Annotated in this window: 3 protein-coding genes; all 3 read left to right on the top strand. The window is 76.7% G+C overall.

What is annotated here, in order from left to right:
• Position 1: 1 nt before the first annotated feature.
• From Cs7R123_RS06605 to Cs7R123_RS06595, 3 genes are read left to right on the top strand one after another with little or no spacing between them, the layout of a single operon-like run.
• Complete coding sequence (locus Cs7R123_RS06605; RefSeq protein WP_212824266.1) at positions 2–1,726, top strand: ABC transporter ATP-binding protein; 1,725 nt, start codon at positions 2–4, stop codon at positions 1,724–1,726.
• Positions 1,723–3,513 (top strand): ABC transporter ATP-binding protein, encoded by a 1,791-nt coding sequence (locus Cs7R123_RS06600; protein ID WP_212824264.1) that lies wholly within the window; start codon positions 1,723–1,725, stop codon positions 3,511–3,513. Before Cs7R123_RS06605 ends, Cs7R123_RS06600 begins: the two co-directional genes overlap by 4 nt.
• A 5-nt stretch (positions 3,514–3,518) precedes the next feature.
• Positions 3,519–25,958, top strand: coding sequence for an amino acid adenylation domain-containing protein (locus tag Cs7R123_RS06595; RefSeq protein ID WP_212824263.1), 22,440 nt, complete (start codon positions 3,519–3,521; stop codon positions 25,956–25,958).
• Positions 25,959–25,965 lie beyond the last annotated feature (7 nt).

Below are 25,965 nucleotides of genomic sequence, written 5' to 3'. Positions count from 1 at the left end.
GATGGCGACGGCTGTCGACTCCGGCGGGGCGGTCCTGCGCCGCACCGTCGTACGCAACCGGCGGCGGCTGTCGGCCGGTTCCGCCCTCATCGGAGCGCACCAGGTCTGCGAGTCCCTGGTCCCGATCCTGATCGGCGTGATCGTCGACCGGGCCGTGGCCACCGGGGACGGGTACGCCCTGGCCCGGTGGATCGCCGTGCTGGGGCTGCTGTTCACCGTGCTGACCATGGCGTACCGGTTCGGCGCCCGGCAGCTCATGCGGGCCATCGCCGACGAGGCGCACCTGCTGCGGCTGGACATCGCGGCCACCGTGCTGCGCCCCCGGGGCCTGCGCACCGAGCAGGCCACCGGCGACCTGCTCAGCGTCGCCACCGCCGACACCGACCAGACCTCGTACGTGCTGGACTACATCCCCCGCGTCGTCGGGGCGGTCACCGCCGTCGCCATCAGCGCGGCCGCGCTGATCACCATCGACGTGCCGCTGGGCCTGACCGTCCTGGTCGGCACGCCGCTGGTGCTGCTGGCCCTGCAAGCGGCCACGCCAGCGCTGACCCGCCGGGCCGAGACGCAGCAGGAACTCGCCGGGGAGGCCACGGCGGTCGCCACCGACCTGGTGTCGGGCCTGCGGCCGCTGGCCGGGATCGGTGCCACCGGCGCCGCCGCCGACCGCTACCGCGAGGTCTCCGGCCGGTCGCGGGTGGCGATGGTCCGCGCCGCCCGCGCGCAGGGCGCCTACGCCGCCGCCTCCGGCACCGGCAGCGCGCTGCTGGCCTGCGCCGCCGCGGTCCTGGCCGGATGGTTCGCGCTGCGCGGCGACATCTCGGTCGGCGAGCTGATCACCGTGATCGGGCTGGCGCAGTTCCTGATGGAGCCGATGGGCCTGCTCGCGGTCATCCCGGGCTGGGTCGCCCAGGCCCGCGGCTCGGCCAACCGGATCGCGGCCGTGCTGGCCGCACCGGCCGTGCTGCCCGAGGCCCCGGCCGATGCCGCCGCACCCGAGCCGGAGCTGCGGCTGACCGGGCTCACCTACGCCACGCTGTCCGGACTGGACCTCGACGTGCGCGGCGGCGAGTTCGTCGCCGTCGTCACCACCCGCGCCACCGACGGCGACGCCCTGGCGGCGGTGCTGTCGGGCCGGGTGCCGCCCGACGACTACCGGGGCCACGCGCTGCTGGGCGCCGCGCCGCTGGGGCAGCACAGCCCCGACGGCTGGCCGCTGCACGCCGAGCCGCACCACCCGGACCTGTTCACCGGCACGATCGGCAGCAACCTCACCGTCGGCGCCGACCGCGGCGAGCCCGACCCGGACGTGCTGGCCGAGGCGCTGCGGGCCTCGGCCGCCGACCAGGTGCTCCAGGCCGCCGCGGGCGGGCTGGCCCACCCGGTCGCCGAACGCGGCGCGAGTCTGTCCGGCGGGCAGCGCCAGCGCCTGGCGCTGGCCCGCGCGCTGCTGGCCCGGCCGCTGCTGCTGGTGCTGCACCATCCGACCACCGCCGTGGACGCGGTCACCGAGCACGCCATCGCCCGGGGCCTGCGCGCCCTGCGCCACCCGGCAGACCCGGCCGCGCCGGCGGCGCAGACCACCGTCGTCATCACCAGCAGCCCCGCGCTGCTGGCCGTCGCCGACCGGGTGGTGCTGGTCGACGGCGGCCGCGCGGTCGCCGCCGGTACGCACGACGAGCTGTCGCGCACCCAGGACGCCTACCGGCGGGCGGTGCTGCGATGAGCGGCGCACCCGTCCCCGCCGTGCTCCCGATCGCCTCGGCCCGCGACAGCCGCGGCTACCTGTTCGCGGCGCTGCGCTCGCGCTGGCCGGGCCTGCTCGGGGCGCTGGCCGCCGGAGCGGCCGGGGCCGCGGCCGGGGTGGCCACCGTGTACACCCTCGGGGTGCTCGTCGACCGGGTGCGGGCCGGTGGCCCGGGCGCGGAGATCGGCGGGGTCGCGGCGGTGCTGGTCGGCTGCGCGGTCGTCGGGGGCCTGGCGACCGGGCTCGGGACGTATCTGACCGGGCGCATCGGCGCGGCGGTCCTGGCCGAGCTGCGCGAGCGGGTGCTGGCCCGGGTGCTGACGCTGCCCTCGACCACGGTGGAGGGTGCCGGGCAGGGCGACCTGCTGTCGCGGGTCGGCAGCGACGCCACCGTGATCGGCAAGGCCGTCGCCGACGTGATCCCGATGATGGCGACGTCGGTGCTGCTCGGCGTGCTCAGCCTGGCCGCGATGGCGGGCCTGGACTGGCGGCTGGGCCTGGCCGGCGCGGTCGCGGTGCCGCTGTACGCGGTGGCGCTGCGCTGGTATCTGCCCCGGTCGTCGCCGATCTACGCGCGGGAACGGCGCGCGGGGGCGGACTCGTCGCAGCACCTGGTCGAGTCGCTGCACGGCGTACGCACCGTGCACGCCTACCGGCTGCTGGGCTGGCGCATGGGCGGGCTGGAGACCGCGTCGGCGGCCAGACGCGACCTGTCGGTCTCGGTGTTCACGCTGTTCACCAGGTTCGTGGCCCGGGTCAACCGGGCGGAGTTCTTCGGCCTGTCGGCGATCCTGGTGGTCGGGTTCCTGCTGGTGCGCGACGGCGCGCTGACGGTGGGGGAGACGGCCGCCGCGGCGGTGCTGTTCCACCGGCTGTTCAACCCGATCGGCATGCTGCTGTTCATGTTCGACGAGGTGCAGCTGGCCGGGGCGAGCCTGGCCCGGCTCGTCGGCGTGGTGGCCATCCCGGACCCCGCCGAGCCGGTCGCGGTGGCCGAGCCGGCCGACGCGTCGCTGGAACTGGCCGACGTGGTGTTCGGGTACGCCCCGGGGGTGCCGGTGCTGCACGGGGTGACCCTGCGCCTGGCGCCCGGGGAGCGGGTGGCGCTGGTGGGGACCACCGGGGCGGGCAAGTCGACGCTGGCGGCGATCGCGGCGGGGGTGCTGCGGCCGCAGGCCGGGACGGCGCGCTCGGGCGGCGTCCCGCTGGCGGGGCTCGGTCCGCTGCTGCGGCGGCGCATCGCGATGGTGACGCAGGAGACGCGGGTGTTCGCCGGGCCGCTGGCCGAGGATCTGCGGCTGGCCCGGCCCGGCGCGACCGACGGCGAGCTGCGCGCGGCCCTGTCCACGGTGGACGCGCTGGACTGGGCGGCTGACCTGCCCGAGGGGCTGGCCACGGTGGTGGGCGAGGGCGGGCACCCGCTGACGGCCGCGCAGGCGCAGCAGGTGGCGCTGGCCCGGCTGGTGCTGGCCGATCCGGCGGTCGTGGTGCTGGACGAGGCGACCGCCGAGGCGGGCAGCCAGGGGGCCAGGGTGCTGGAGCGGGCGGCGGCGGCCGCGACGGCCGGGCGCACCGCGCTGGTCGTGGCGCACCGGCTGACGCAGGCCGCGACCGCCGACCGGGTGTGCGTCATGGAGGACGGGCGGATCGTCGAGGAAGGACACCACGACGACCTGCTGGCGGCCGAGGGCCGGTATGCCGCGCTGTGGCGGGCGTGGCAGGCGCGGACACCGGCTTTCACTGAAACAAAGGTTAGGCTAACCTAACCTACATGACCTTCGGTGTGGCCGAGTTTTCCGCTGTCCCCAGTACCATCACGACCGTCCCGGACCTGTTCGCCGCCCAGGCGGCCCGCACCCCGGGGGCACTGGCCCTGGTCGCCGGGCAGACCCGGCTGACGTACGCGGAACTGGCCGCCACGGTCTGGCAACTGGCGCACCACCTGCGCGAGCGGGGGCTGCGTCCGGAGGAGACGGTCGCGGTCAGCACGCCCCGCTCCGCCGAGATGGTCGTCGCCGTGCTGGCGATCATGGCGGCGGGCGGGGCGTTCGTGCCGGTGGACCCGGCCTGGCCCGCCCAGCGCCGGGGGAAGGTCCGCGCCGACGCCGGATCGCGCCTGGTCATCGCCTCGCCGAGCCACCCGCGGGACGTGCCCGCCGCCGACCTGGTCGAGGTCGACCTGGCCGCCTGGGCGTACGCGGACCAGCCCGACCAGCCCCTGCACCTGCCCATTCAGGGCGCGGCGCTGGCGTATGTCATCTTCACCTCCGGCTCCACCGGCAGCCCCAAGGGCGCGATGATCCGCCACGAGGCGATCTGCAACCGGCTGCTGTGGCAGGTCGAGCAGATCCTCCACTTCGGCCCCGGCGACGCGTCGCTGTTCAAGGCCCCGCTGGCGTTCGACATCTCCGTCAACGAGATCCTGCTGCCGCTGGTCAGCGGCGGCTACGTCGTGGTCGCCGACCCCGGCGGCGAGCGCGACCCGCACTACCTGCTCGACCTGGTCTCCCGCGAGCGGGTGACCTTCGTCTACCTGGTCTCGTCCATGCTGGACGTGCTGCTGGAGATGTCGCGGGGCACCACCCTGCTCGACGGGCTGCGCCACGTGTGGTGCGGCGGCGAGGTGCTCACCCCCGAGCTGTTCGAGCGGTTCCGGCGCCAGCTCACCACCACGCTCTACCACGGCTACGGGCCCGCCGAGGCGACCATCGGCGTCTCGCACGTCATCTACCGGGACGAGGCCGAGCGCATCGCCACCTCGATCGGGCGGGCCAACCCGTACACGCAGCTGTACGTGCTGGACGAGCGGCTGGAGCCGGTGCCGGCCGGGGAGGTCGGCGAGCTCTACGCCGCCGGGTTCCTGCTCGGACGCGGGTACGTCAACGCGCCGTCGCTGACCGGGGCGCGGTTCGTGGCCAACCCGTTCGACGGCCGGGGCACCCGGATGTACCGCACCGGCGACCTGGCCCGGATCGCGCCGGACGGCAGCCTCGACTTCGTCGGCCGGGCCGACAACCAGGTCAAGATCCGCGGTATGCGGCTGGAGCTGGAGGAGGTCGAGGCGGTCCTGGCCGCGCACCCGGCGGTACGCCGCGCCGCAGTCGTCGTGTACACCGGCGGCGCCGCCGCCCAGCTCGCCGGATACGCCGTCACCGACGCCCCGGTCACCGCCGAGCAGCTGCGCACCTGGTGCGCCGGGCGGCTGCCGGAGTACATGGTGCCCGCCACCGTGACCATCCTGGACGCCTTCCCGGTCACCGCCAACGGAAAGGTCGACCGCCGGGCGCTGCCGGACCCGGTGGCGCCCGAACGGGCGCCCCGGCGTGCCCCGGACGGCCCGGTCGAGCGGCTGCTCTGCGACGTCTTCGCCGACGTGCTCGGGGTTGGCGGGATCAGCGCCGACGACGACTTCCTCACCCTCGGCGGCGACAGCATCACCGCCATCGGCGTGGTCCGCCGCGCCCGCCAGGCCGGATACCTGGTCCGGCCCGCCGACATCCTGGCCCGGCGTACGCCCGCCGCGCTCGCCCCGGCCGTGACCCCGGTCGACCCCGGCAGCGCCGCGACCCCGGCCGACGCCGACGGCCCGGTGCCGCCCACCCCGATCACGGAGTGGCTCCAGGATCTCGGCCCGGCCGTGCACGGCTTCTTCCAGGCGATGACGCTGCGCACCCCGGCGGGTCTCACCGAGGAGCAGCTGCACCTGCTGCTCGACGCGGTGCTGGCCGCCCACCCGATGCTGCGTACCCGCGCCACGGGCACGCCCCGCTGGACGCTGACCGTCCAGCCCGCCGGGTCGGTCACCGCCGCCGGGCTCACCACCCGCCTCGCCGCACCGGCACCGGCCGACCTGGACGAGACGCTGGACCGGGAGACCACCGCCGCCGCGAACCGCCTCGACCCGGCCGCCGGCCGGATGCTCGACGCCGTATGGCTCGCCGCCGGGCCCGCCGAAGGCCTGCTCATCCTGGCGGTGCACCACGTCGTCGTCGACGGGGTGTCGCTGCGGGTGCTGCTGGAGGACCTGCGGGCGGCCTGGGCCGACCTGAGCGCGGGACGGCCGGTGCGCCTGCCCGGCGACGGCACGCCGTTCCGGCAGTGGGCGCGGCGGCTCACCGAGGCGGTCCGCGACGGCGTGTTCGCCGAGGCGGAGCCATACTGGCGGCGGACCTGCGCCACGCCCGACCCGGTCCTGGGCGGCCGGCCGCTCGACCCGGCCCGCGACACCGTCGCCACCGAACGCGACCTGACCGTGTCCCTGCCCCCGGACGTCTCGGCCCGCCTGCTCGGCGCGGTCCCGGCGGCCGTGCACGGCGGGGTCGACGACGGGCTGGTGACCGCGTTCGCCCTGGCGCTGCGCGACTGGCGCGGCGGCGACGGGCCGATGCTGGTGGAGCTGGAGGGGCACGGCCGCGAGGACGTGCTGCCCGGCGAGACCGACCTGTCGCGCACGTTCGGCTGGTTCACCACCCTGTACCCGTTCGCCGTCGACCCGGGCCCGGTCGGCGACCTGGGCGCGGCGGTCCGCGCCGTCAAGGAGCAGCTGCGCGCGATCCCGCACCGGGGGCTGAGCTACGGGGCCCTGCGCCACCTGGGCCACCGGCCGGAGCTGTCCGCCGCACCGCAGGTGCTGTTCCACTACCTCGGCCGGTTCAGCGCCGCCGACTCCGGGCCGTTCGCGGCCCTGGACGGCGGCGACATCGTCGTGGAGCGCCGCGATCCGGCGCTGCCGCTGGCCCGGGTGCTGGAGGTCAACGCCGTCGCCGTCGACACCGCCGACGGCCCGGTGCTGCGCGCCCGGTTCAGCTGGGCCGGGCACCTGCTCACCGCCGAGCGCGTCGCCGAGCTGGCCCGTGCCTGGACGGGCACGCTCACCGCGATCGCCGCCGACCCGGGCGTGGCCGGGCACACCCCGTCGGACTTCCCGCTGGCCGCCCTGACCACCGAGGACGTCGCCGACCTGGACGCCGCCGTGCCGGGCCTGCGTGCCGTGCTGCCGCTGTCACCGCTCCAGGAAGGCCTGTACTTCCACGCCCGCACCGCGACCGGCGCCGACCCGTACGTGGTGCAGCAGCGCATCCGGCTCGACGGGCCCGTGGACCCGGCCCGGCTGCGCGGCGCCGCCGAAGGCCTGCTGGCCCGCCACCCGCACCTGGCCTCGGGGCTGCGTACGCTGCGCGACGGGCGCACGGTCGCCGTCGTCGCGGGCCACCGCCTGCGGTGGCGCGACCTCGACCTGTCCGGCCTGGACGGCGACACCGCCGCCCGGCTGCTGGACGAGGCCGCCGACGCCGACCGCACCACCCCGTTCGACCTGGCCGACCCGCCCGCGATGCGGTTCGTGCTGGCCCGGCTCGGCGACGGGCGGCACACCCTGGTGCACACCGTGCACCACCTGCTCGCCGACGGCTGGTCGGTGCCGCTGATGCTGCGCGAGCTGCTGGCCCTGCACGAGCGGCAGCCGCTGCCGGTCCCCGTCGGCTACGACACGTTCCTGCGCGCCGTGGCCGGGCTGGACACCGACCGGGGCGCCGACGCCTGGGCCGCGGCACTGTCCGGAGTCACCGGCCCGACCCGGCTGGCCTCGGCGCTGACCGGCGGCGGCGACGGCTACGCCCGGATCGCGCGGGCCGTGCCCGCCGAGCTGACCGAGCGGTTGCGCACCCTCGCCCGGCGGCACGGGATCACCGTCAGCGGCCTGCTCACCGCCGTATGGGGTCTGCTGGTCGGCCGCCGCACCGGCAGCGGCGACGCCGTCGTCGGCCTGACCGTCTCCGGCCGCTCCGGCGACACCGACGGCCTCGACGACATCATCGGGCTGCTGGTCAACACCGTCCCGGCCCGGGTCCGGTGGACTCCGGCGGAACCGCTGATCGACGCCGTGTCCCGGGCCGCGCGGGCCCAGACCGCGCTGACGGAGCACGAGCACGTGGCGCTGCGCCGCATCCACCGCCGGACCGGCGTCGCGGACCTGTTCGACACCCTCGTCGTCATCGAGAACTACCCGGCCGCGTTCGAGCAGGTCGGCGACCTGCGCGTGACCGGCGTCGAGACCGTCGAGGCGCCGCACTACCCGGTCACCCTGATGGCCAAGCCGGGGCGGCACCTCGACCTGCTGCTCACCCACGACCTGTCGGCAGTGGACCCCGCCGCCGCGCGGACGCTGCTGGACCAGTACGCGCTGCTGCTGGCCGCGCTCGCCGACGACCCGGCCCGCCCGGTCGGGCAGGTGAGCCTCGTGCCCGCCGAGCAGCGTACGGAGCTGCTGGCCGCGTCCGGCAATCCGCGCGCCGCGCAGCCCGGCGTGCTCGCGCAGTTCGCGCGGGCGGTCGCGGCGGCACCGGACCGGGCCGCCGTGGTCTGCGGCGCCACCGCGCTGAGCTATGCCCAGCTGGCGGCCCGGGTCGACCGGGTGGCCGGGCACCTGCGCCGTCACGGGGTGGGCCGGGGCGACGTCGTCGCCGTCGCGGTCGGCCGGGGCGTCGACCTGGCCGCCGCGCTGCTGGCCGTGGCCAGGGCCGGGGCGGCGTACCTGCCGGTGGACCCGGCGTATCCGGCGGGGCGGATCGAGTTCATGCTCGACGACGCGCGGCCGGTGGCGGTGCTGACCGACGAGGCGACCGCCCGTACGCTGCCCCCGCACGGGCTGCCGCAGCACACGGTGCGGGTCGCGGCGGCGGGCGCCCCGATCGGGGACCTGTTCGAGCCCGACCCGGACGACGCCGTGTCCGTCGTCTACACCAGCGGGTCCACCGGGCGGCCCAAGGCCGTCGTCGGCACCCACGGCGGGCTGGCCAACCGGCTGGCCTGGGCGGCCGAGCAGTGGTCGGCCGAGGCCGGCGCCCCCGACGTCCGGGTGGCCAAGAGCTCGCCGAGCTTCATCGACGGCACCACCGAGCTGCTCGGCGGCCTGGTCGCGGGCGCGACCATGGTGATCGCGACCGAGCGGACCGCCGCCGACGGCGCCGCGCTGGCCCGGCTGACGGCCGACAGCGGCGCGACGCAGCTGCTGGCGGTGCCGAGCCTGGCCGCGGCGCTGGCCGAGAACCCGCTGCCCGGCGTGCGGCGTTGGCTGCTGTCCGGGGAGGCCCTGGACGCCGACACGGTACGGGCGCTGGCGGCGGCGTCGCCGCGGGCGCGGATCGTCAACTCGTACGGCTCCAGCGAGGTCGTCGGCGACGTGCTCACGGCCGACGTGACCACGGTGGACGACGGCCCGGTGCCGCTGGGCACGCCCGTGCCGGGCACCCGGGTGCTGCTGCTGGACGAGACCCTCGATCTGGTGGCGCCGGGCGGGGTCGGCGAGGTCTACGTCGGCGGGGTGCAGCTGGCCCGGGGCTACCTGGGGCAGGGCGGCGGGACGGCGGCCCGGTTCGTGGCCGACCCGTTCACGGCCGGGCAGCGGCTCTACCGCACCGGCGACCGGGGGCGGCTCACGCCGTCGGGGCAGGTCGAGTTCCTGGGCCGCACCGACGACCAGATCAAGATCAACGGGTACCGGGTGGAGCTGGCCGAAGTGGAGGCGGCCCTGGTCCGCCGCATCGGCGTCGCCGAGGCCGTGGCCGCGACCCGCCGCACGGGGGCGGGCACGCACGCGCTGCACGCCTACGTCGTGGCCGAGCCCGGCGAGCGCCTCGACCCCGGCGCGCTGCGGACGATGCTGCGCGCCGAGCTGCCGCCGTACCTGGTCCCGGCGACGGTGACGGTGCTGGAACGCATACCGCTGCTGCCCAACGGCAAGCGCGACCGGCGGGCCCTGCCCGACCCGGCGCCCGCCGCGCGACCGGGCGGCGCGGCCCGCACCCGCCGGGCCGAGACGATCCGCCGCCACCTGGCCGAGGTGCTGGCCAGCACCGACCTCGGTGCCGACGACGACTTCTTCGCCCACGGCGGCGACAGCATCCTGGCGATCCGGGTCGTCAACCGGCTGGCCCGCGAGAGCCTGGAGGTGACCGTCGAGGCACTGTTCCGGCTGCGTACGGCCACCGCGATCGACGCGGGCCTGGCCGGGGCGGCCGCGCCCGCCCCGGCCGCGCTGACCCCGGCCGACCTGGAGACGGTGCGGCTGGACCAGGCCGAGATCGACCGCATCGTGGCGGCGGCGCCGGTGCCGGTGCAGACCATCTGGGCCCTGTCGCCACTCCAGCGCGGCGTCTACTACCAGGCCGCGTACGCCGACGGCGCCAACACCTACATCGCCCAGAACGTCTTCGACCTCGACCGACGGCTCGACGTGGACCGGCTGCGGGCGGCGTTCGCGTCGCTGCTGGCGGCCCACCCGACGCTGCGCGCCGGGTTCGGGGGCGACACCCCGGTGCAGTACATCGCCGCCGAGCTCGACCCGGCCGTGGCCGTCGCCGACCTGTCCGGCTTGGACGGCGCCGACCTCGACGCCGCCCTGGCCCGCCTGCACGAGGCCGACCTCGGCGAGCCGTTCGACCTGACCCGGCCGCCGCTGATCCGGCTCACCGCCGTCCGCCTGCCCGACGGCCGCGACCAGCTCCTGCTGACCGCGCACTTCCTGCTCTGGGACGGCTGGTCGCGCGAGCTGGTGCTGCGCGACCTGTTCGCCCGGTACGCCTCCGCCGGTGCCGCCGGCGGCCTGCCGCCCGCCGGCAACGGGTTCCCCGAATACCTGACCTGGCTGGCCGGACGCGACCAGGACGCCGCCGTCGCCGCGTGGCGCGGCGAGCTCGCGGGCGTCACCGAGCCGACGCTGCTGTGCCCGGCCGCCGTCGGCCGCGAACCGCTGCCGTCGCACCGGCTGCTGGCGGCCCTGCCGTCGGCGGTCACGCTGCGGCTGCGGGAGCAGGCCCAGCGGCGCGGGGTCACCCTGCACTCGCTGCTCACCGCCGTGCTCGGCCTGCTGCTCGGGTACGAGTCCGGCCGCACCGACGTCGTCTTCGGCACCACCGTCGCCGGGCGCCCCACCGAGCTGCCCGGCATCGAGCACACCATCGGCCTGTTCCTCAACACCGTGCCGGTCCGGGTGAGTCCGGCGCCCGCCGAGACGGTGGCGCAGCTGGCCCTGCGCGCCCAGCAGGACCGGCTGCGGCTGGCCCCGCACGAGCACCTCGGGCTGGGCGACATCCACCGCGCCACCGGCCACGACCAGCTGTTCGACACCCTGTTCGTGCTCCAGAACTTCCTGGCCGACGACACCTTCGCCGACCTGGAGCAGCAGCACGGCATCACCGGGGTCGGCTACACCGACACCACGCACTACCCGTACACCTGGGTGGTCACGCCCGGGGCGAACCTGCACGTCAAGCTGGAGTTCCGGCCCGACGTCATCGGGGCGGCCGACGCCCGGCGCCAGCTCGACCGCTTCCTGCGGCTGCTGACCCGGGTCGCCGACAGCCTCGACGTGCCGGTCGGGCAGCTCGACCCGGTGCTGGACGCCGAGGCGCAGCGGCTGCGCCGCGACTGGGCCGCCACCGAGCACGCGCTGCCGGAGGCGTCCATCGCGGACCTGCTCGCGCAGCGGGCCGCACTGATCCCGGGCGACACCGCGCTGGTGTTCGGCGCCCGGTCGCTGACCTACGCCGAGCTCGACGCCGAGGTCGACCGGGCCGCGCGGCTGCTGCGCGGGCGGGGGGCCGGGGCGGGCACGGTCGTGGCGCTGGGGCTGCCGCGCGGCGTGGAGATGGTGGTGTCGCTGTTCGCGGTGCTGCGCTGCGGGGCGGCGTACCTGCCGATGGACCTGGACCACCCGGTGGCGCGCCTGGCCGACATGCTCGCCGACGCCCGGCCCGCGCTGCTGCTGTGCACCACCGGCGCCGCCGAGCTGGCGGCGCGGCAGCGCGACCTCGGCGGGCAGGCCCTTCAGCTGGACACCCCGGAGCTCGCGGCCGAGCTGGCGGCGCTGCCGGACGGGCCCCCGGCCGACCCGGGGCCCGGCTCGCTGGACGCCCCGGCGTACGTCATCTACACGTCCGGTTCCACCGGTCGGCCGAAGGGCGTGGTGACGCCGTACCGGGGGCTGACGAACATGCAGCTCAACCATCGGGCCGAGATCTTCGACCCGGCGGTGGCGCGGGCCCGCGCGGCCGGGCGCGGCCGGCTGCGGATCGCGCACACGGTGTCGTTCTCCTTCGACATGTCGTGGGAGGAGCTGCTCTGGCTCGTCGAGGGCCACGAGGTGCACGTGTGCGACGAGGAGCTGCGCCGCGACGCGACCGCGCTGGTCGCGTACTGCCGCGAGCACCGCGTGGACGTGGTCAACGTGACGCCGACCTACGCCCACCACCTGTTCGAGGAGGGGCTGCTCGACCCGGCCGGGTATCCGCCGAGCCTGGTGCTGCTCGGCGGGGAGGCGGTCAGCGACGCCGTGTGGCAGCGGCTGCGCCGGCCCGGCGGCCCGATCGGCTACAACCTGTACGGGCCGACCGAGTACACCATCAACACCCTCGGCGCGGGCACCGACGAGAGCGCGACCAGCACGGTCGGCCGCCCGATCTGGAACACCCGCGCGTACGTGCTGGACCCGTGGCTGCGCCCGGTGCACGCTGGGACGGCCGGTGAGCTGTACATCGCCGGGGCGGGCCTGGCGCACGGCTACCTCGACGCGACCGGCCTGACCGCGTCCCGGTTCACCGCCGACCCGAACGTGCCGGGCGGGCGCATGTACCGCACCGGCGACCTGGTGCGGCTGCGCCCCGACGGGCACCTGGACTTCCTCGGCCGCACCGACGACCAGGTGAAGATCCGGGGATACCGGGTCGAGCTCGGCGAGATCGAGACGGCCCTGTCGGGGCTGCCCGGCGTACGCCAGGCGGCCGTGGTGGCGCAGCTGGAGGACCCGGTCACCGGCCGCAAGCGGCTGGCCGCGTACGTCGTGCCGACCGGCGCCGCCGACGGGGTGTTCCTGGCCGGGCTGCGCGACGCGCTGGCCGAGCGGCTGCCCGGCTACATGGTGCCGCAGCGCTACGCGACCGTGCCGGTGCTGCCGCTGACCGTCAACGGCAAGCTCGACACCGCCGCGCTGCCGGAGGCGGCCGTCCCCGACACCGGCGCGACCGCGCAGCCGCGCACCGACGCCGAACGCACCCTGTGCGCGATCTACGCCGACGTGCTGGCCCTGCCCCGGGTCGGCATCGACGACGACTTCTTCACCGTCGGCGGCGACAGCATCTCCTCGATCGCGGCTGCCGCCCGCGCCCGGCAGGCGGGCCTGCACGTCACCCCGCGCGACGTGTTCCGCCGCCGCACCGTGCGGGCGCTGGCGGCCACCGTCGCCGCCGCCCCGGCCGCGCCCGCGCTCGCGCCGGTCGCCGGGGACGGGACCGTGCCGCTCACGCCGATGCTGGCCGAGACGTTCCAGGCGGCCACCCCGCTGTCGCGGTTCCACCAGACGATGCTGCTGCCGGTTCCGGCCGGGCTGGACCGCGCCGGGGTCGGCGCGGTGCTGCGGGCGCTGGGCCGGTGCCACGACCTGCTGCGGGTCCGCGTCGACGGGGACGTGCTGCGGGTCGGGGCGGTGTTCGAGCCGGACCTGACCGTGGTCGAAGGCGCGCCCCCGGCCCGGCTGGACGGGGCGGTCGACGCGCTCGCGTCCCGGCTGGACGCCCATGCGGGCCACATGGCCGCCGCGACCTGGTTCGACGAGGGGCCGCGGCGGCCGTCGCACCTGCTGCTCAGCGTGCACCACCTGGTCGTCGACGGGGTGTCGTGGCGGATCATCGCCGACGACCTGGCCCGTGCCTGCGCCGCCGTGCGCGACGGCCGGGACGCGGCGCTGCCGCCGGTGCCGGTCCGGTTCCAGGACTGGGCCGCGCGGGTGCGCGCCGTCGCCGACACCGGCCGGTACGCCGCGCAGGAGCCGTACTGGCGGGCGGTGCTGGACACCCCGGACCCGCTGTTCGGCGTACGCGAGCTCGATCCGGCGCGCGACACCGCCGCCACGGTCCGCTCGGTGACGGTCACGTTGGCCGCCGACGTCAGCACCGCCCTGCTCACCGCCGTCCCGGCCGCGCTGCGGGGCGGGGTCAACGACGGGCTGCTGACCGCGTTCGCGCTGGCCGTACGGCAGTGGCGGGCCACCCCGCGCCCCGGCTGGACCGGGTCCGGGGCGGACACGCCGGTGCTGGTCAACCTGGAGGGGCACGGCCGCGACGGCGGGCACGTCGGCGCCGCCGACGCCGACCTGTCGCGGACGGTCGGCTGGTTCACCGTGATCCACCCGGTCGCGCTCGACCCGGGCACGGTCGGCTGGGCCGAGGTCGAGGCGGCCGGACCGGCCCTGGCCGGAGCCGCCCGCGCGGTCAAGGAGCAGCTGCGCGCCGTGCCGGACAGCGGTTTCGGCTACGGCGTGCTGCGCCACCTGACCGGGGGCCACTGGCCGCGCCCGCCGCGCATCCTGTTCAACTACCTGGGCCGGTTCACCGGCGGCGAGTCCACCGGCGTGCTGCACGAGGGCGTGCACCCGGACAACCCGGCGCAGGCGCTGGAGGTCAATGCGCAGGCGCAAGACGGCCCGCACGGCCCGGTCCTGTCCGCGACGCTGAGCTGGCCGGCGGGGCTGATGGGCGAGGACGACGTACGGGAGCTGGCCCGGCTGTGGCTGGCGGCGCTGACCGCGCTGACCCGCTGCACCGGCCTCGACGGGCACACCCCGTCGGACTTCCCGCTGGTCGCGCTCACCCAGGCCGACGTGGACCGGCTCGCCCCGAGCGGCCGGGTGCGCGACATCCTGCCGCTGCTGCCGCTCCAGCAGGGCATGTACTTCCACGCCGCCTATGCCGAGTCGGAGGTGGACACCTACCGGGTGCAGCAGGTCGCCGAGCTCGGCGGGGCGCTGGACCCAGCCGTGCTGAGGGCCGCGGTCGCGGCGACGGTGCGCCGCCACGACGCCCTGCGGGCATCCTTCGCCGAGCTGTCCGACGGCCGGATCGCGCAGGTCATCGCCGCCGACGTCGAGCTGCCGTGGCAGGCGTTCGACCTCGGCGGCGCCCCGGACCCGGACGCGGAACTGGCCCGGATCGCGGCGGCGGCGCTGGCCGAGCCGTTCGACCTGGCCCAGGCGCCGCTGGTGCGGTACACGCTGGTGTCGCTGAGCCCGACCGAGCACCGCCTCATCGAGACGATGCACCACATCGTCGCCGACGGCTGGTCGTACCCGCTGGTCTTCGCCGACGTCATCGCCTCGTACGAGCGCGGCGGCGCCGAGCTGCCCGCCCCGGCGGTCACCTTCCGCGACCACGTCGAGTCCGTGCTCGCGCAGGACCCGGCGGTGGTCCGCGACACCTGGGCCCGCGCGCTGGCCGGGGCGGTGCCGACGCTGCTGGTCGGCACGTCCGGCGAGGTGGGCTGGCACGACAGCGTGTCGGCCGGCCTGTCGCCGCAGCGCACCGAGCAGGTCGCCGCCGCCGCGCGGCGCCACGGCGTGACCGTGTCGACGCTGCTGCACGCCGCGTGGGGGCTGCTGCTCGGGCAGCTGCTCGACCGGGACCGGGTCGTGTTCGGCTCGACCGTCTCCGGCCGAGGCGGGCAGCTGCCCGGCGTCGAGTCGATCGTCGGCCTGCTCATCAACACCATCCCCGTCCCGATGGCGTGGCGGGCCGACCAGCCGCTCGGCGAGGTGGTCGCCGGGCTCCAGGAGCAGCTCACCGACCTGCTCGACGTGCAGCACGCCGGGCTCGGCGAGCTGGCGCGGCTGGCCGGGGTGCGCGAGTTCTTCGACACGATCGTCGTGGTGGAGAACTTCCCGGCCGTCGACGGCACCCCGGGCGCGTCGGGCCTGCGGGTGCGCGGGTTCACCGGCACCGACGCGCCGCACTACCCGCTCGCGCTGGTGGCCTTCCCCGGCGAGCGGCTGACCCTGGAGATCGTGTACGACTGCGAGCTGATCGGCGCCGACCGGGCGCGGCAGCTCCTCGACCGGGTGGAGCACATCATCGACCGGCTGCTGACCGAACCGACCGGCACCGTCGCCGAGCTGAACGACCTTTCTCCGGCGGCCACCGCGACCGTCGCGCCACCCGGGGTGGCGTCGCTGGCGCAGGCGTACGCGGCGGCCGACGCCGACCCGGCCCGCACCGCCGTCTCCGCCGGCGACCGGCGCCTGACCTACGCCGAGCTCGACGCCCGCGCCGACCGGCTGGCCCGGGAGCTGCTGGCCCGGGGCGTACGCCCGGAGAGCCGGGTCGCCCTCGCCCTGCCGCGCGGCCTGGACCTGGTCGTCGCGGTGCTCGCCGTGGTGAAGGCCGGGGGCTGCTACGTGCCGCTGGACACGGCGTCCCCGCCCGCTCGGCTGCGGCACATCGTCGCCGACTCCGCGCCCGTCTGCGTCATCACGGACACGGCCACCGCCGGTGCCCTGCCCGGGGCCACCGAGCTGCTGGTGCTGGACGACCCGGCCACGGCCGCCGCGATCGCCGCACACCCGGCCGGTGTGCCGCAGGCGGCGGCGTCCGGTCCGGACGGTGCCGCGTACGTCATCTACACCTCCGGGTCGACCGGGCTGCCCAAGGGCGTGGTCATCACGCACGGCGACGTGCTGGCGCTGTTCGGCGCCGGGCGGCAGCGGTTCACGTTCGGGCCCGACGACGTGTGGACCCTGTTCCACTCGATCGCGTTCGACTTCTCGGTATGGGAGCTGTGGGGCGCGCTGCTGCACGGCGCGCACCTGGTCGTCGTACCCGAGGACGTGGCCCGCGACCCGCACCGGTTCCGGCGGCTGCTGTCCGACGAGCGCGTCACCGTGCTCAACCAGACCCCGTCGGCGTTCTACCCGCTGGCCGCGGCCGACGAGGAGGCCGACGGCGAGCTGGCGCTGCGCTACGTCGTGTTCGGCGGCGAGGCGCTGGACCTGTCCCGGCTGCGGTCCTGGCACGACCGCCGCCCCGCCGCGCCGACCCTGGTCAACATGTACGGCATCACCGAGACCTGCGTACACGTGTCGTTCCGGGCGCTGGCGCCCGCCGACGCGCACGGCGACCGGGGCAGCCTCATCGGGGCGGCCCTGCCCGGTCTGCGGGCCCACCTGCTCGACGAGCGGCTGGAGCCCGTCCCCGACGACACCGTCGGCGAGCTGTACATCGCCGGTGACCAGCTGGCCCGGGGCTACCACGGCCGGTCGGCCCTGACCGCGACCCGCTTCGTCGCGGACTCCGGCGGCGGCCGCCTCTACCGCACCGGCGACCTGGCCCGGCGCACCCCGGACGGGGAGCTGGTGTACGTCGGCCGCGCCGACGACCAGGTGAAGATCCGGGGGTACCGGATCGAGCTGGGCGAGGTCGAGGCGGCGGTGCTGGCGCTGCCGCAGGTCGCCAACGCCGCGGTGACGGTCCGCGAGGACGAGCCCGGACGCAGGCGGCTGGTCGCCTACGTCGTGCCCCGGACCGGCGCCCCGGTCGACGCCGAGAGCATGCGGTCGGCGCTGTCGGCGGCGCTGCCCGCCTACATGGTCCCGGCCGCGTACGTGCCGCTCGCGGCACTGCCGCTGACCGTCAACGGCAAGCTGGACCGCGCCGCACTGCCCGCGCCGCAGCCCGCCGCGCCCGCCGCGCCCGCCGCCGACGCGGCACCGACCGGTGCGGACGCGTCCACCGTGGACCAGCTCCGCGCCCTGTACGCCGAGGTGCTGCGGCTGCCGGACGCGGCGGTCGGGGCCGACTTCTTCACCCTGGGCGGCGACAGCATCATCGCGATCCAGCTCGTCAACCTGGCCCGGCGCCGGGGCCTGCGAATCTCGCCCCGCGAGGTGTTCACCCTGCGTACGCCCGAGGCGCTGGCGGCGGCGTGCGCCCCGGCGCAGCCCGTGCCGCAGCGAGCGATCGCGGCCGAGGCCGCCGGGGACGGGGTGGGCGAGGTGGCGCTGCTGCCGATCGTGCACCGGCTGGCCGAGCTGGGCGGGCGGATCAACCGGCTGCACCAGGCGGAGCTGCTGCTGACCCCGGCGGGCCTGACCAACGGGCAGGCGAACGCGCTGGTCGGGGCGCTGGTCGCCCGGCACGACGCGCTGCGGCTGCGGCTGGACCGCCCCGACCCGCTGCTGTGGTCGCTGACCGTCGGCGCCCCGGACACGGCGGCACCGCGCGTCAGCACCCTCGACGCGGCCGGGCTGTCCGACGACGACCTGGCCGAGATGGTCCGCGCGGTCGCCGAGGGCGCCGCCGACTCCCTCGACCCCGACGCGGGCAGGCTGCTGTGGGCGGTCCACTTCGACCGGGGCCCCGCGCAGCAGGGCAGGCTGCTGCTGGTGGTGCACCATCTGGCCGTCGACGGGGTGTCCTGGCGCGTCATCGGCGACGACCTGCGGGCGGGCTGGGACGCCGTGGCGGCCGGGCGGGCGCCGCGGCTGGAGCCGGTCGGCACGTCGCTGCGGGCGTACGCCCGGACCGCCGCCGAGCAGGCCACCCGGTCGGACCGGCTGGCCGAGTTCGGGCACTGGACGGCGACGCTGGCGCCCGGTGCCGACCTCGACCCGACGGCGGTGACGGTCGGCCTGACCGTCGGCGCCACCCGCGAGCACCGCATCACGGTGCCCGCCGAGGTGGTCGCGCCGCTGCTGACCACCGTCCCGGCGCGGGCGGGCGCGGACGTGACGCAGACGCTGCTGGCCGGGCTGCACCTGGCGGTGGCGCGGTGGCGGTCGCGGCGCGGCCTCGACCCGGCGGCACCCCTGCTGGTGGACCTGGAACGGCACGGCCGCGAGCCGCTGGCCGACGACACCGACCTGTCGCGCACGGTCGGCTGGTTCACCGCGATCGCCCCGGTGCGGCTGCCGGGCGTGACCGGCGGCGCGGCGCAGGTGCTGGCGTCGGTGCGGGACACGGTCTCGGGGGTACGCGACGGCGGGCTCGGCTTCGGGCTGCTGCGCCACCTCAACCCGCGTACGGCCGCCGCGCTGGGCCGCCTCGGCACGCCGCAACTGCTGTTCAACTACCTGGGCCGGTTCCCGGTCGGCGGCACCGCCGACTGGGACGGAGCCCCGGAGGAGCGGGTGCTGCACGCCGCCCCCGACCCCGACCTGGGCACGCCGTACCTGCTGGAGGTCAACGCGGCCTGCCGTGACACGGCGGCAGGCCCGGAACTGGTCGCGGTGCTCACCTACGCCGACGAGGGTCTGGACGTCGCAGGCCTGGCCGCCGACTGGACGGCCGCGCTGGCCGACCTGGCCGCCGGAGACGACCTGCTCCCGGCCGGCGTCGACGCCGCCGAGGTGGCCCGGATCGCGGCCGCGGCCGGGGTGCGCGCCGAGGCGGTGTGGCCGCTGTCGCCGTTGCAGGAGGGCCTGTTCTTCCAGGCCCGCTACGCCGGGGACGCCGACGTGTACGTCGCCCAGAACGTGTTCGACTTCGCGACCCGGCTCGACGCGGCGGCCCTGGCCACCGCGTTCGCGGGGCTGTTCGGGCGGCACGAGGCGACCCGGCTCGGCTTCGCCGCCGTGACCGGGCGGCCGGTCGCGTTCGTCGGCGCGGACCTGGCCTTCGACGTCCCGGTGGTGGACCTGTCCGATGACGGCGGTCCGGACCGGCTGGCGGGGGTGCTGGCCGCCGACCGGGCGGCCCCGTTCGACCTGGCCCGGCCGCCGCTGGCCCGGCTGACCGTGCTGCGCCTGCCCGGCGGCCGGGACCGGCTGCTGTTCACGTACCACCTGCTGCTGTGGGACGGGTGGTCGCGGGAGCTGGTGCTGCGCGAGCTGTTCGACCGGTACGCCGCCGCCCGCGACGGCCGCCCCGAACCCGTCCTCGCCCCGCCCGCGGCGCGGTTCGGCGACTACCTGTCGTGGCTGTCCCGGCAGGATTCGGCCGCGGCGACCGCGGCGTGGACCGGGCACCTGGCCGGGCTGGGCGAGCCGACGGTCCTCTACCCGGCCGCGGCGGGCACCGCGCCGGTGCTGGCCACCAGCCTCGCCCACGACCTGACCGCCGAGCAGACCCAGGCGGTGACCGACGCCGCCCGCCAGGCCGGGGTGACGCTGAACGCGCTGCTCAGCACGGCGCTCGGGCTCGTGCTGGCGCACGCGACGGGCCGGGCCGAGGCCGTGTTCGGCACGACCGTGGCCGGACGGCCGACCGAGCTCGACGGTGTGGACGAGGTCGTCGGCGTCTTCCTCAACACGGTGCCCGCGCTGGTGCGCTGCGCCCCCGGCGAGCCGGTCGCGGCGGTGCTGCGGCGGGTGCAGGACGACCGGGTCGCGCTGATGCCGTACGAGCATCTCGGGCTCGGTGCGATCCATCAGGCGCTGGGCCGCGACGTCCTGTTCGACAGCCTGTACGTGCTGCAGAACTTCCTCGGCGACGACACGTTCACCGACCTGGAGCAGGCCCACGGCATCGTCGACGTCAGCGCCGTAGACGCCACCCACTACCCGCTGACCTGGGTCGTCACTCCGGGACGGCGGCTGCGGCTGCGACTGGAGCACCGGTCCGACGTCGTGCCCGCCGAGCAGGCCCAGGCGCTGCTGGACCGGCTGCGCCAGGTGCTGCTGGCGATCGCCGCGCGGCCCGGCTCCCGGGTCGCGGACCTGCCGCTGGGCCTGCCCGGCGACGTCCGGGAGCTGACCGGCCCGCCGGGGCCGACCCCGGACCGCACGATCGCGGAGCTGCTGGCCGAGCGGGCGCTGCTGGTGCCGGAGCGCACCGCGCTGACCTGCGGCGCCGAGTCGCTGACCTATGCCGAGCTGGACCGGCGGGTGAACCGGTTCGCGCGGTGGCTGCGCGCGGCCGGGGCGGGCCCGGAGGCGATCGTGGCGCTGGCGCTGCCCCGGTCGGTGGCGGCGGTGGTGGCGCTGTTCGGGGTGCTGCGCTGCGGCGCGGCGTACCTGCCGCTGGAGCTGGACCACCCGGACGGGCGCCTGACCGAGATGCTGGCCGACGCCGACCCGCTGCTGCTGGTCACCACCTCGGCGGTGGCCGGGCGGCTGGCCGGGGCGGGTGTCCGGACGCTGCTGCCGGACGATGCCGAGGCGGCCTTCCCGGACACGCCGCTGACCCCGGCGGAGCTGGGCGGGTTCGCCCCCGGCACACCGGGCCGCCTGGACCACCCCGCGTACGTCATCTACACGTCCGGTTCGACCGGTCGGCCCAAGGGCGTGGTGACGCCGTACCGGGGGCTGACGAACATGCAGCTCAACCACCGGGCTGAGATCTTCGATCCGGTGGTCGCGGCGGCCGGCGGCCGGGTGCTGACCATCGCGCACACGGTGTCGTTCTCCTTCGACATGTCGTGGGAGGAGCTGCTCTGGCTGGTCGAGGGCCACCACGTGCACATCTGCGACGAGCAGCTGCGCCGCGACGCGATGGCGCTGGTCGCGTACTGCCGGGCGCACCGCGTCGACGTGGTCAACGTGACCCCGACGTTCGCGCAGCACCTGCTCGACGCGGGACTGCTCGACGCGGCCGGGCACCGGCCGGGGCTGGTGCTGCTCGGCGGCGAGGCGGTGCCGCAGGCGCTGTGGGCGGCGCTGCTCGCGGCGGACGTGCTCGGCTACAACCTGTACGGGCCGACCGAGTACACGATCAACACGCTCGGTGCGGGGACGGCCGACAGCGCGACCACGACGGTCGGCCGGCCGATCCGCGACACCCGGGTGCGGATCCTGGACGGCTGGCTGCGGCCGGTGCCGGTGGGCGTGCCGGGTGAGCTGTACATCAGCGGTGCCGGGCTGGCCCGCGGCTACCTGCGCCGCCCGGGGCTGTCGGCGGCCCGGTTCACCGCCGATCCGCAGGCTCCCGGCGAGCGGATGTACCGCACCGGCGACCTGGTGCGGCTGCGCCCCGACGGGCACCTGGACTTCCTCGGCCGCACCGACGACCAGGTGAAGATCCGGGGGTATCGCGTCGAGCTCGGCGAGATCGAGACGGCCCTGTCCGGGCTGGCCGGGGTGCGCCAGTCGGCTGTCCTCGCCGCGCCCGACCCGGCCGGGGGCAGGCGCCTGGTCGCCTACGTCGTGCCCGACGACCCGGCCGCCGACCCGGCCGACCTGGTCCGGGACCTGGCCGACCGGCTGCGCGACCGGCTGCCGGGCCACCTGGTGCCCAGCGCGTTCGCGGTGGTCGCGGCGCTGCCGCTGAACGTCAACGGCAAGCTCGACACCGCCGCGCTGCCCCCGGCGCTGCCGCCGCGCAGCGGCTCGCGGGCGGCGGCTACCCCGGCGGAGCAGGCGCTGTGCGAGCTGTTCGCGCAGGCGCTGGGCCTGCCCGAGGTCGGTGCCGACGACGACTTCTTCGCCCTGGGCGGCCACTCCCTGATCGCGCTGCGGCTGCTCGGGCTGCTGCGCCGCGACCTGGGCATGGAGGTGTCGGTCCGGGACCTGTTCGACGCGCGCACCCCGGCCCGGCTGGCCGCCCGCACCGCTTCGGCGGCCGCCGCGACCGAGGCGGTCACCGCCGGAGCGCGCCCCGCCCGGCTCCCGCTGTCGGCGGCGCAGGAGCGGTTGTGGCTGCTCAGCCAGCTGGAGCCGGAGTCGACCGCGTACCACTACCCGCTCACCGTGCGCCTGGGCGGCGCCGTGGACCCCGCCGCGCTGGCGGCCGCGCTCGGCGACGTCGCGGCCCGGCACGAGGCGCTGCGTACCGTGATCGAGGTCGATGCCGACGGACCCGCGCAGCGCATCCTGCCTGAGGCACCGGTGGAGCTGTCCGTCCACCACTGCTCGGCGACAGCCGAAGCGCTCGCCGAAGCCGTGGCGCGACCGTTCGACCTGGCCGGGCAGCCGCCGCTGCGCGCGGTGCTCTTCGCCGACCCCGACGCCGACGAGTCGGTGCTGCTGCTGGTGCTGCACCACCTGGCCATGGACGAATGGTCGGACCGTCCCCTGCTGTCCGACCTGGACACCGCGTACGCCGCCCGCCGCGCGGGCACGGCGCCGCAGTTCACCCCGCTGCCCGTGCAGTACGCCGACTACGCCCTGTGGCAACATCGCCGCCTCGGCGACCGCACCGACCGGGCGAGCCGCCACGCCCGCGAGCGCGCCTACTGGCAGCAGCGGCTGCGGGCGCTGCCGCCGGAGACGGCGCTGCCCGCCGACCGGCCCCGGGCGCTGGCCCGCTCGGCGTCGGCGGCGCTGACCGTCGCGGCCGAGCTGCCCGCCGCGCTGGTCGACCGGCTGCGCGAGCGGGCGTCGGCGGTGTCGGCGAGCCTGTTCATGGCCCTGCACGCGACCGTCGCGACGCTGCTGGCCCGGCACGGGGCCGGGCCGGACGTCCCGATCGGCAGCCCGGTCTCCGGCCGGGGCGACGACGCGCTGGCCGACCTGGTCGGGTTCTTCGTCAACACGGTGGTGGTCCGCTCCGACGTGGGCGGCCGCCCGACCCTCGGCGAGCTGCTGGCCCGGGCCCGCGACACGGTGCTGGGCGCGTTCGACCACGCCGAGCTGCCGTTCCAGGACGTGGTGGAGGCGGTCAACCCGGTCCGGGTGCCCGGCCGCAACCCGCTGTTCCAGGTGATGCTCGGGGTGCTGCGCCATCCTGAGGGCGGCGACCGGCTGCTGGGCCTGCCGACCCTGGCCGCCCCGGCCGCCGAGGCCGCGCCGAAGGTGGACCTGAACTTCACCTTCGTCGAGGACGGTCCCGGGCGGCCGGTGTCGGTGGCGCTGGAGTTCGACCCGGACCGCTTCGACCCCGCCACCGCGCGGCGGCTGCTGGACCGGCTGGTGCTGCTGGTCGCGGCGGCCGGGGCCGAGGGCGAGGTGCGGCTGGACGACGTGGACCTGCGTACCGGCGCGGACCTGGCCGAGCTGGGCGCCTGGCAGGACGGCGGGTCGCCGGTGGCGGGGCCGCCGCCGTGGCTGGACGCGGTGCGGTCGCACGCGGCGCGTACGCCGCACGCCCCGGCGGTTACCTGCGGCGGGACGACCCTCACCTATGCCGGGCTGGAGGCGGCGTCGGCGGTGTTCGCGCGGCGGCTGACCGGGCTCGGCATCGGACCGGAGTCCCTGGTCGCGCTGATGCTGCCGCGCTCGGTGGACCTGCTCGTGGCGCTGCTGGGCGTGGTCCGGGCGGGGGCGGCGTACGTGCCGCTGGACCCGGCGTACCCGGCCCCCCGGCTGCGGTTCATGCTCGACGACGCCCGGCCCGCCGCGGTCGTGGCCGACGCCGCCACACGTCACCTGGTCGCGGACGCGGGCTGCCCCGTCGTGACCGTAGGGTCGCCCGGCCCGGCCCCGGCCGGGTCGGCGGACGTCGCGGTGTCGCCGGACGCGGCCGCCTACGTGATCTACACGTCGGGTTCGACCGGGCGCCCCAAGGGCGTGGCGGTCACCCGGGGCGACGTCGAGGCGTTCCTGTCCGCGATGGACGGCGCGGTGCCGCTGGGCGCCGGCGACCGGTTCCTGGCGGTGACGACGCTGTCGTTCGACATCGCCGTGCTGGAGCTGCTGGGCACGCTGCGCGGCGGCGGGCACGTGGTGCTCGCCGACGACGTCCAGGCCCGCGACCCGTACCTGCTGGCGGACCTGGTCCGGGCGCACGGGGTCACGGTCCTGCAGGCCACGCCCGGCATGTGGACGATGCTGACGGAGGCCGACGCGGACCTGGCCGGGGTGCGGGCGCTGGTCGGCGGCGAGGCGCTGCCGGTGCCGCTGGCCCGCGAGCTGTCGCGTCGGGCCGCGTCGGTGACCAACCTGTACGGCCCGACCGAGGCCACGGTATGGGCGACCGCGGCGCCGGTCGACGCCGCGTGGTGCACCCGCCCGTCGATCGGCCGCCCCCTGCCCGGCACCACGGCGTACGTGCTGGACGAGCGGCTGCGCCCGGTGCCGCCGGGCGTGGCGGGTGAGCTCTACCTCGGCGGCGCCCAGGTGGCCCGGGGCTACCTGGGCCGGGCGGGGCTGACCGCGTCGCGGTTCACCGCCGACCCGTGGTCCCCGGGCGGCCGCCTCTACCGCACCGGTGACCTGGCCCGCTGGTCGGCGGCCGGGGAGCTGGAATACCTGGGCCGCACCGACCACCAGCTGAAGGTGCGCGGCTTCCGGGTGGAACTGGGCGAGATCGAATCGGTCGCGGCGGCGTGCCCGGCGGTGTCGCGGGCGGTCGCCGTCGCGGTGCCGGACGCGGCCGGGGTGCCCCGGATCGCGCTCTACACGGCCACCGCCGACGCGGTGGTGCCGCCGGACCTGGGCGGGCTGCTGGCCGAACGGCTGCCCGCGTACATGCTGCCGTCGGCGGTGGTGGCGCTGATCCGCCTGCCGGTGACGCCGAACGGGAAGATCGACCGGGCGGCCCTGCCGCCGGTGGACTTCGGCTCCGGCCCGGCGTCCACCGCCCCGCGTACGCCCACCGAGCAGCGGGTCTGCGCGCTCCTGGCCGATCTGCTCGGGCTGGCCGAGGTCGGCGTGGACGACGACTTCTTCGTCCTGGGCGGACACTCGCTGCTGCTGGTGCGGCTGTCGGCGGCGCTGCGGGCCGCGTTCGGGGTGGCCGTGCCGCTGTCGGCGCTGCTCACGCAGCCGACGGCGGCGGGCATGGCCCGGCTGGTGCAGGCTCCGGAGCCGGTCGGTGACGCGCTGGCGCGGGTGGTGGCCCTGGAGCCGTCCGGTACGCGGCCCGCCGTGTTCTGCCTCCCGCCCGCCAGCGGCCTGAGCTGGCCGTTCGCGGCGCTGAAGCGATACCTGCCGGACACGCCGCTGATCGGACTCCAGGCGCCCCGCCTGAGCCGGTCGTCCGATCTGCCGACCACGCTGCCCGCCCTGGCCGCCGAGTACGCCGACCACATCGAGCAGGCCGCGCCCGCCGGACCCGTCCGGCTGCTCGGCTGGTCGTTCGGCGGTGCGGTGGCCCACGAGACCGCGGTGCTGCTGACGGAACGGGGTCGGCAGGTGTCGTTCCTCGGCGTCCTGGACACCTACCTGGACCGGCCGGTGGCCGTCGACAGCGGCCCCGAGGCGCTGGCCGAGCTGCTGCGCGAGCTCGGCCACGAGGTCCCGCAGTCGGACCTGACCGTGGCGGTGGCGGCGCGGCTGCTGCGCGAGCGGGACCCGGCGATGGCGGCCTTCACCCAGGCCCAGGTGTGCACCGTCGTGGAGAACTATCTCGACAGCGACCGGCTCGCGGGTGGCTGGACGCCCCGGCCGTACCCGGGGGAGCTGGTCTTCGTCGAGGCGGCGCGACCGACCCCGGGGTTCCCGGGCGGCGCGGGCGTGGCCTGGTCGCCGTACGCGGGACGGGTGGTGGTCCATCCGGTCGCCTCCGGACACGGTGAGCTGCTCGACCCCGGGCCGCTGCGGGAGTGGGCCGCGCTGCTGGCCGGGTATCTGGGCCGGTAGCGAACGA

This window comes from Catellatospora sp. TT07R-123, assembly GCF_018327705.1.
Taxonomy (GTDB): Bacteria; Actinomycetota; Actinomycetes; order Mycobacteriales; family Micromonosporaceae; genus Catellatospora.
Note: the sequence above shows the minus strand (reverse complement) of the source record. Positions and strands in the feature narration are given on the sequence as shown.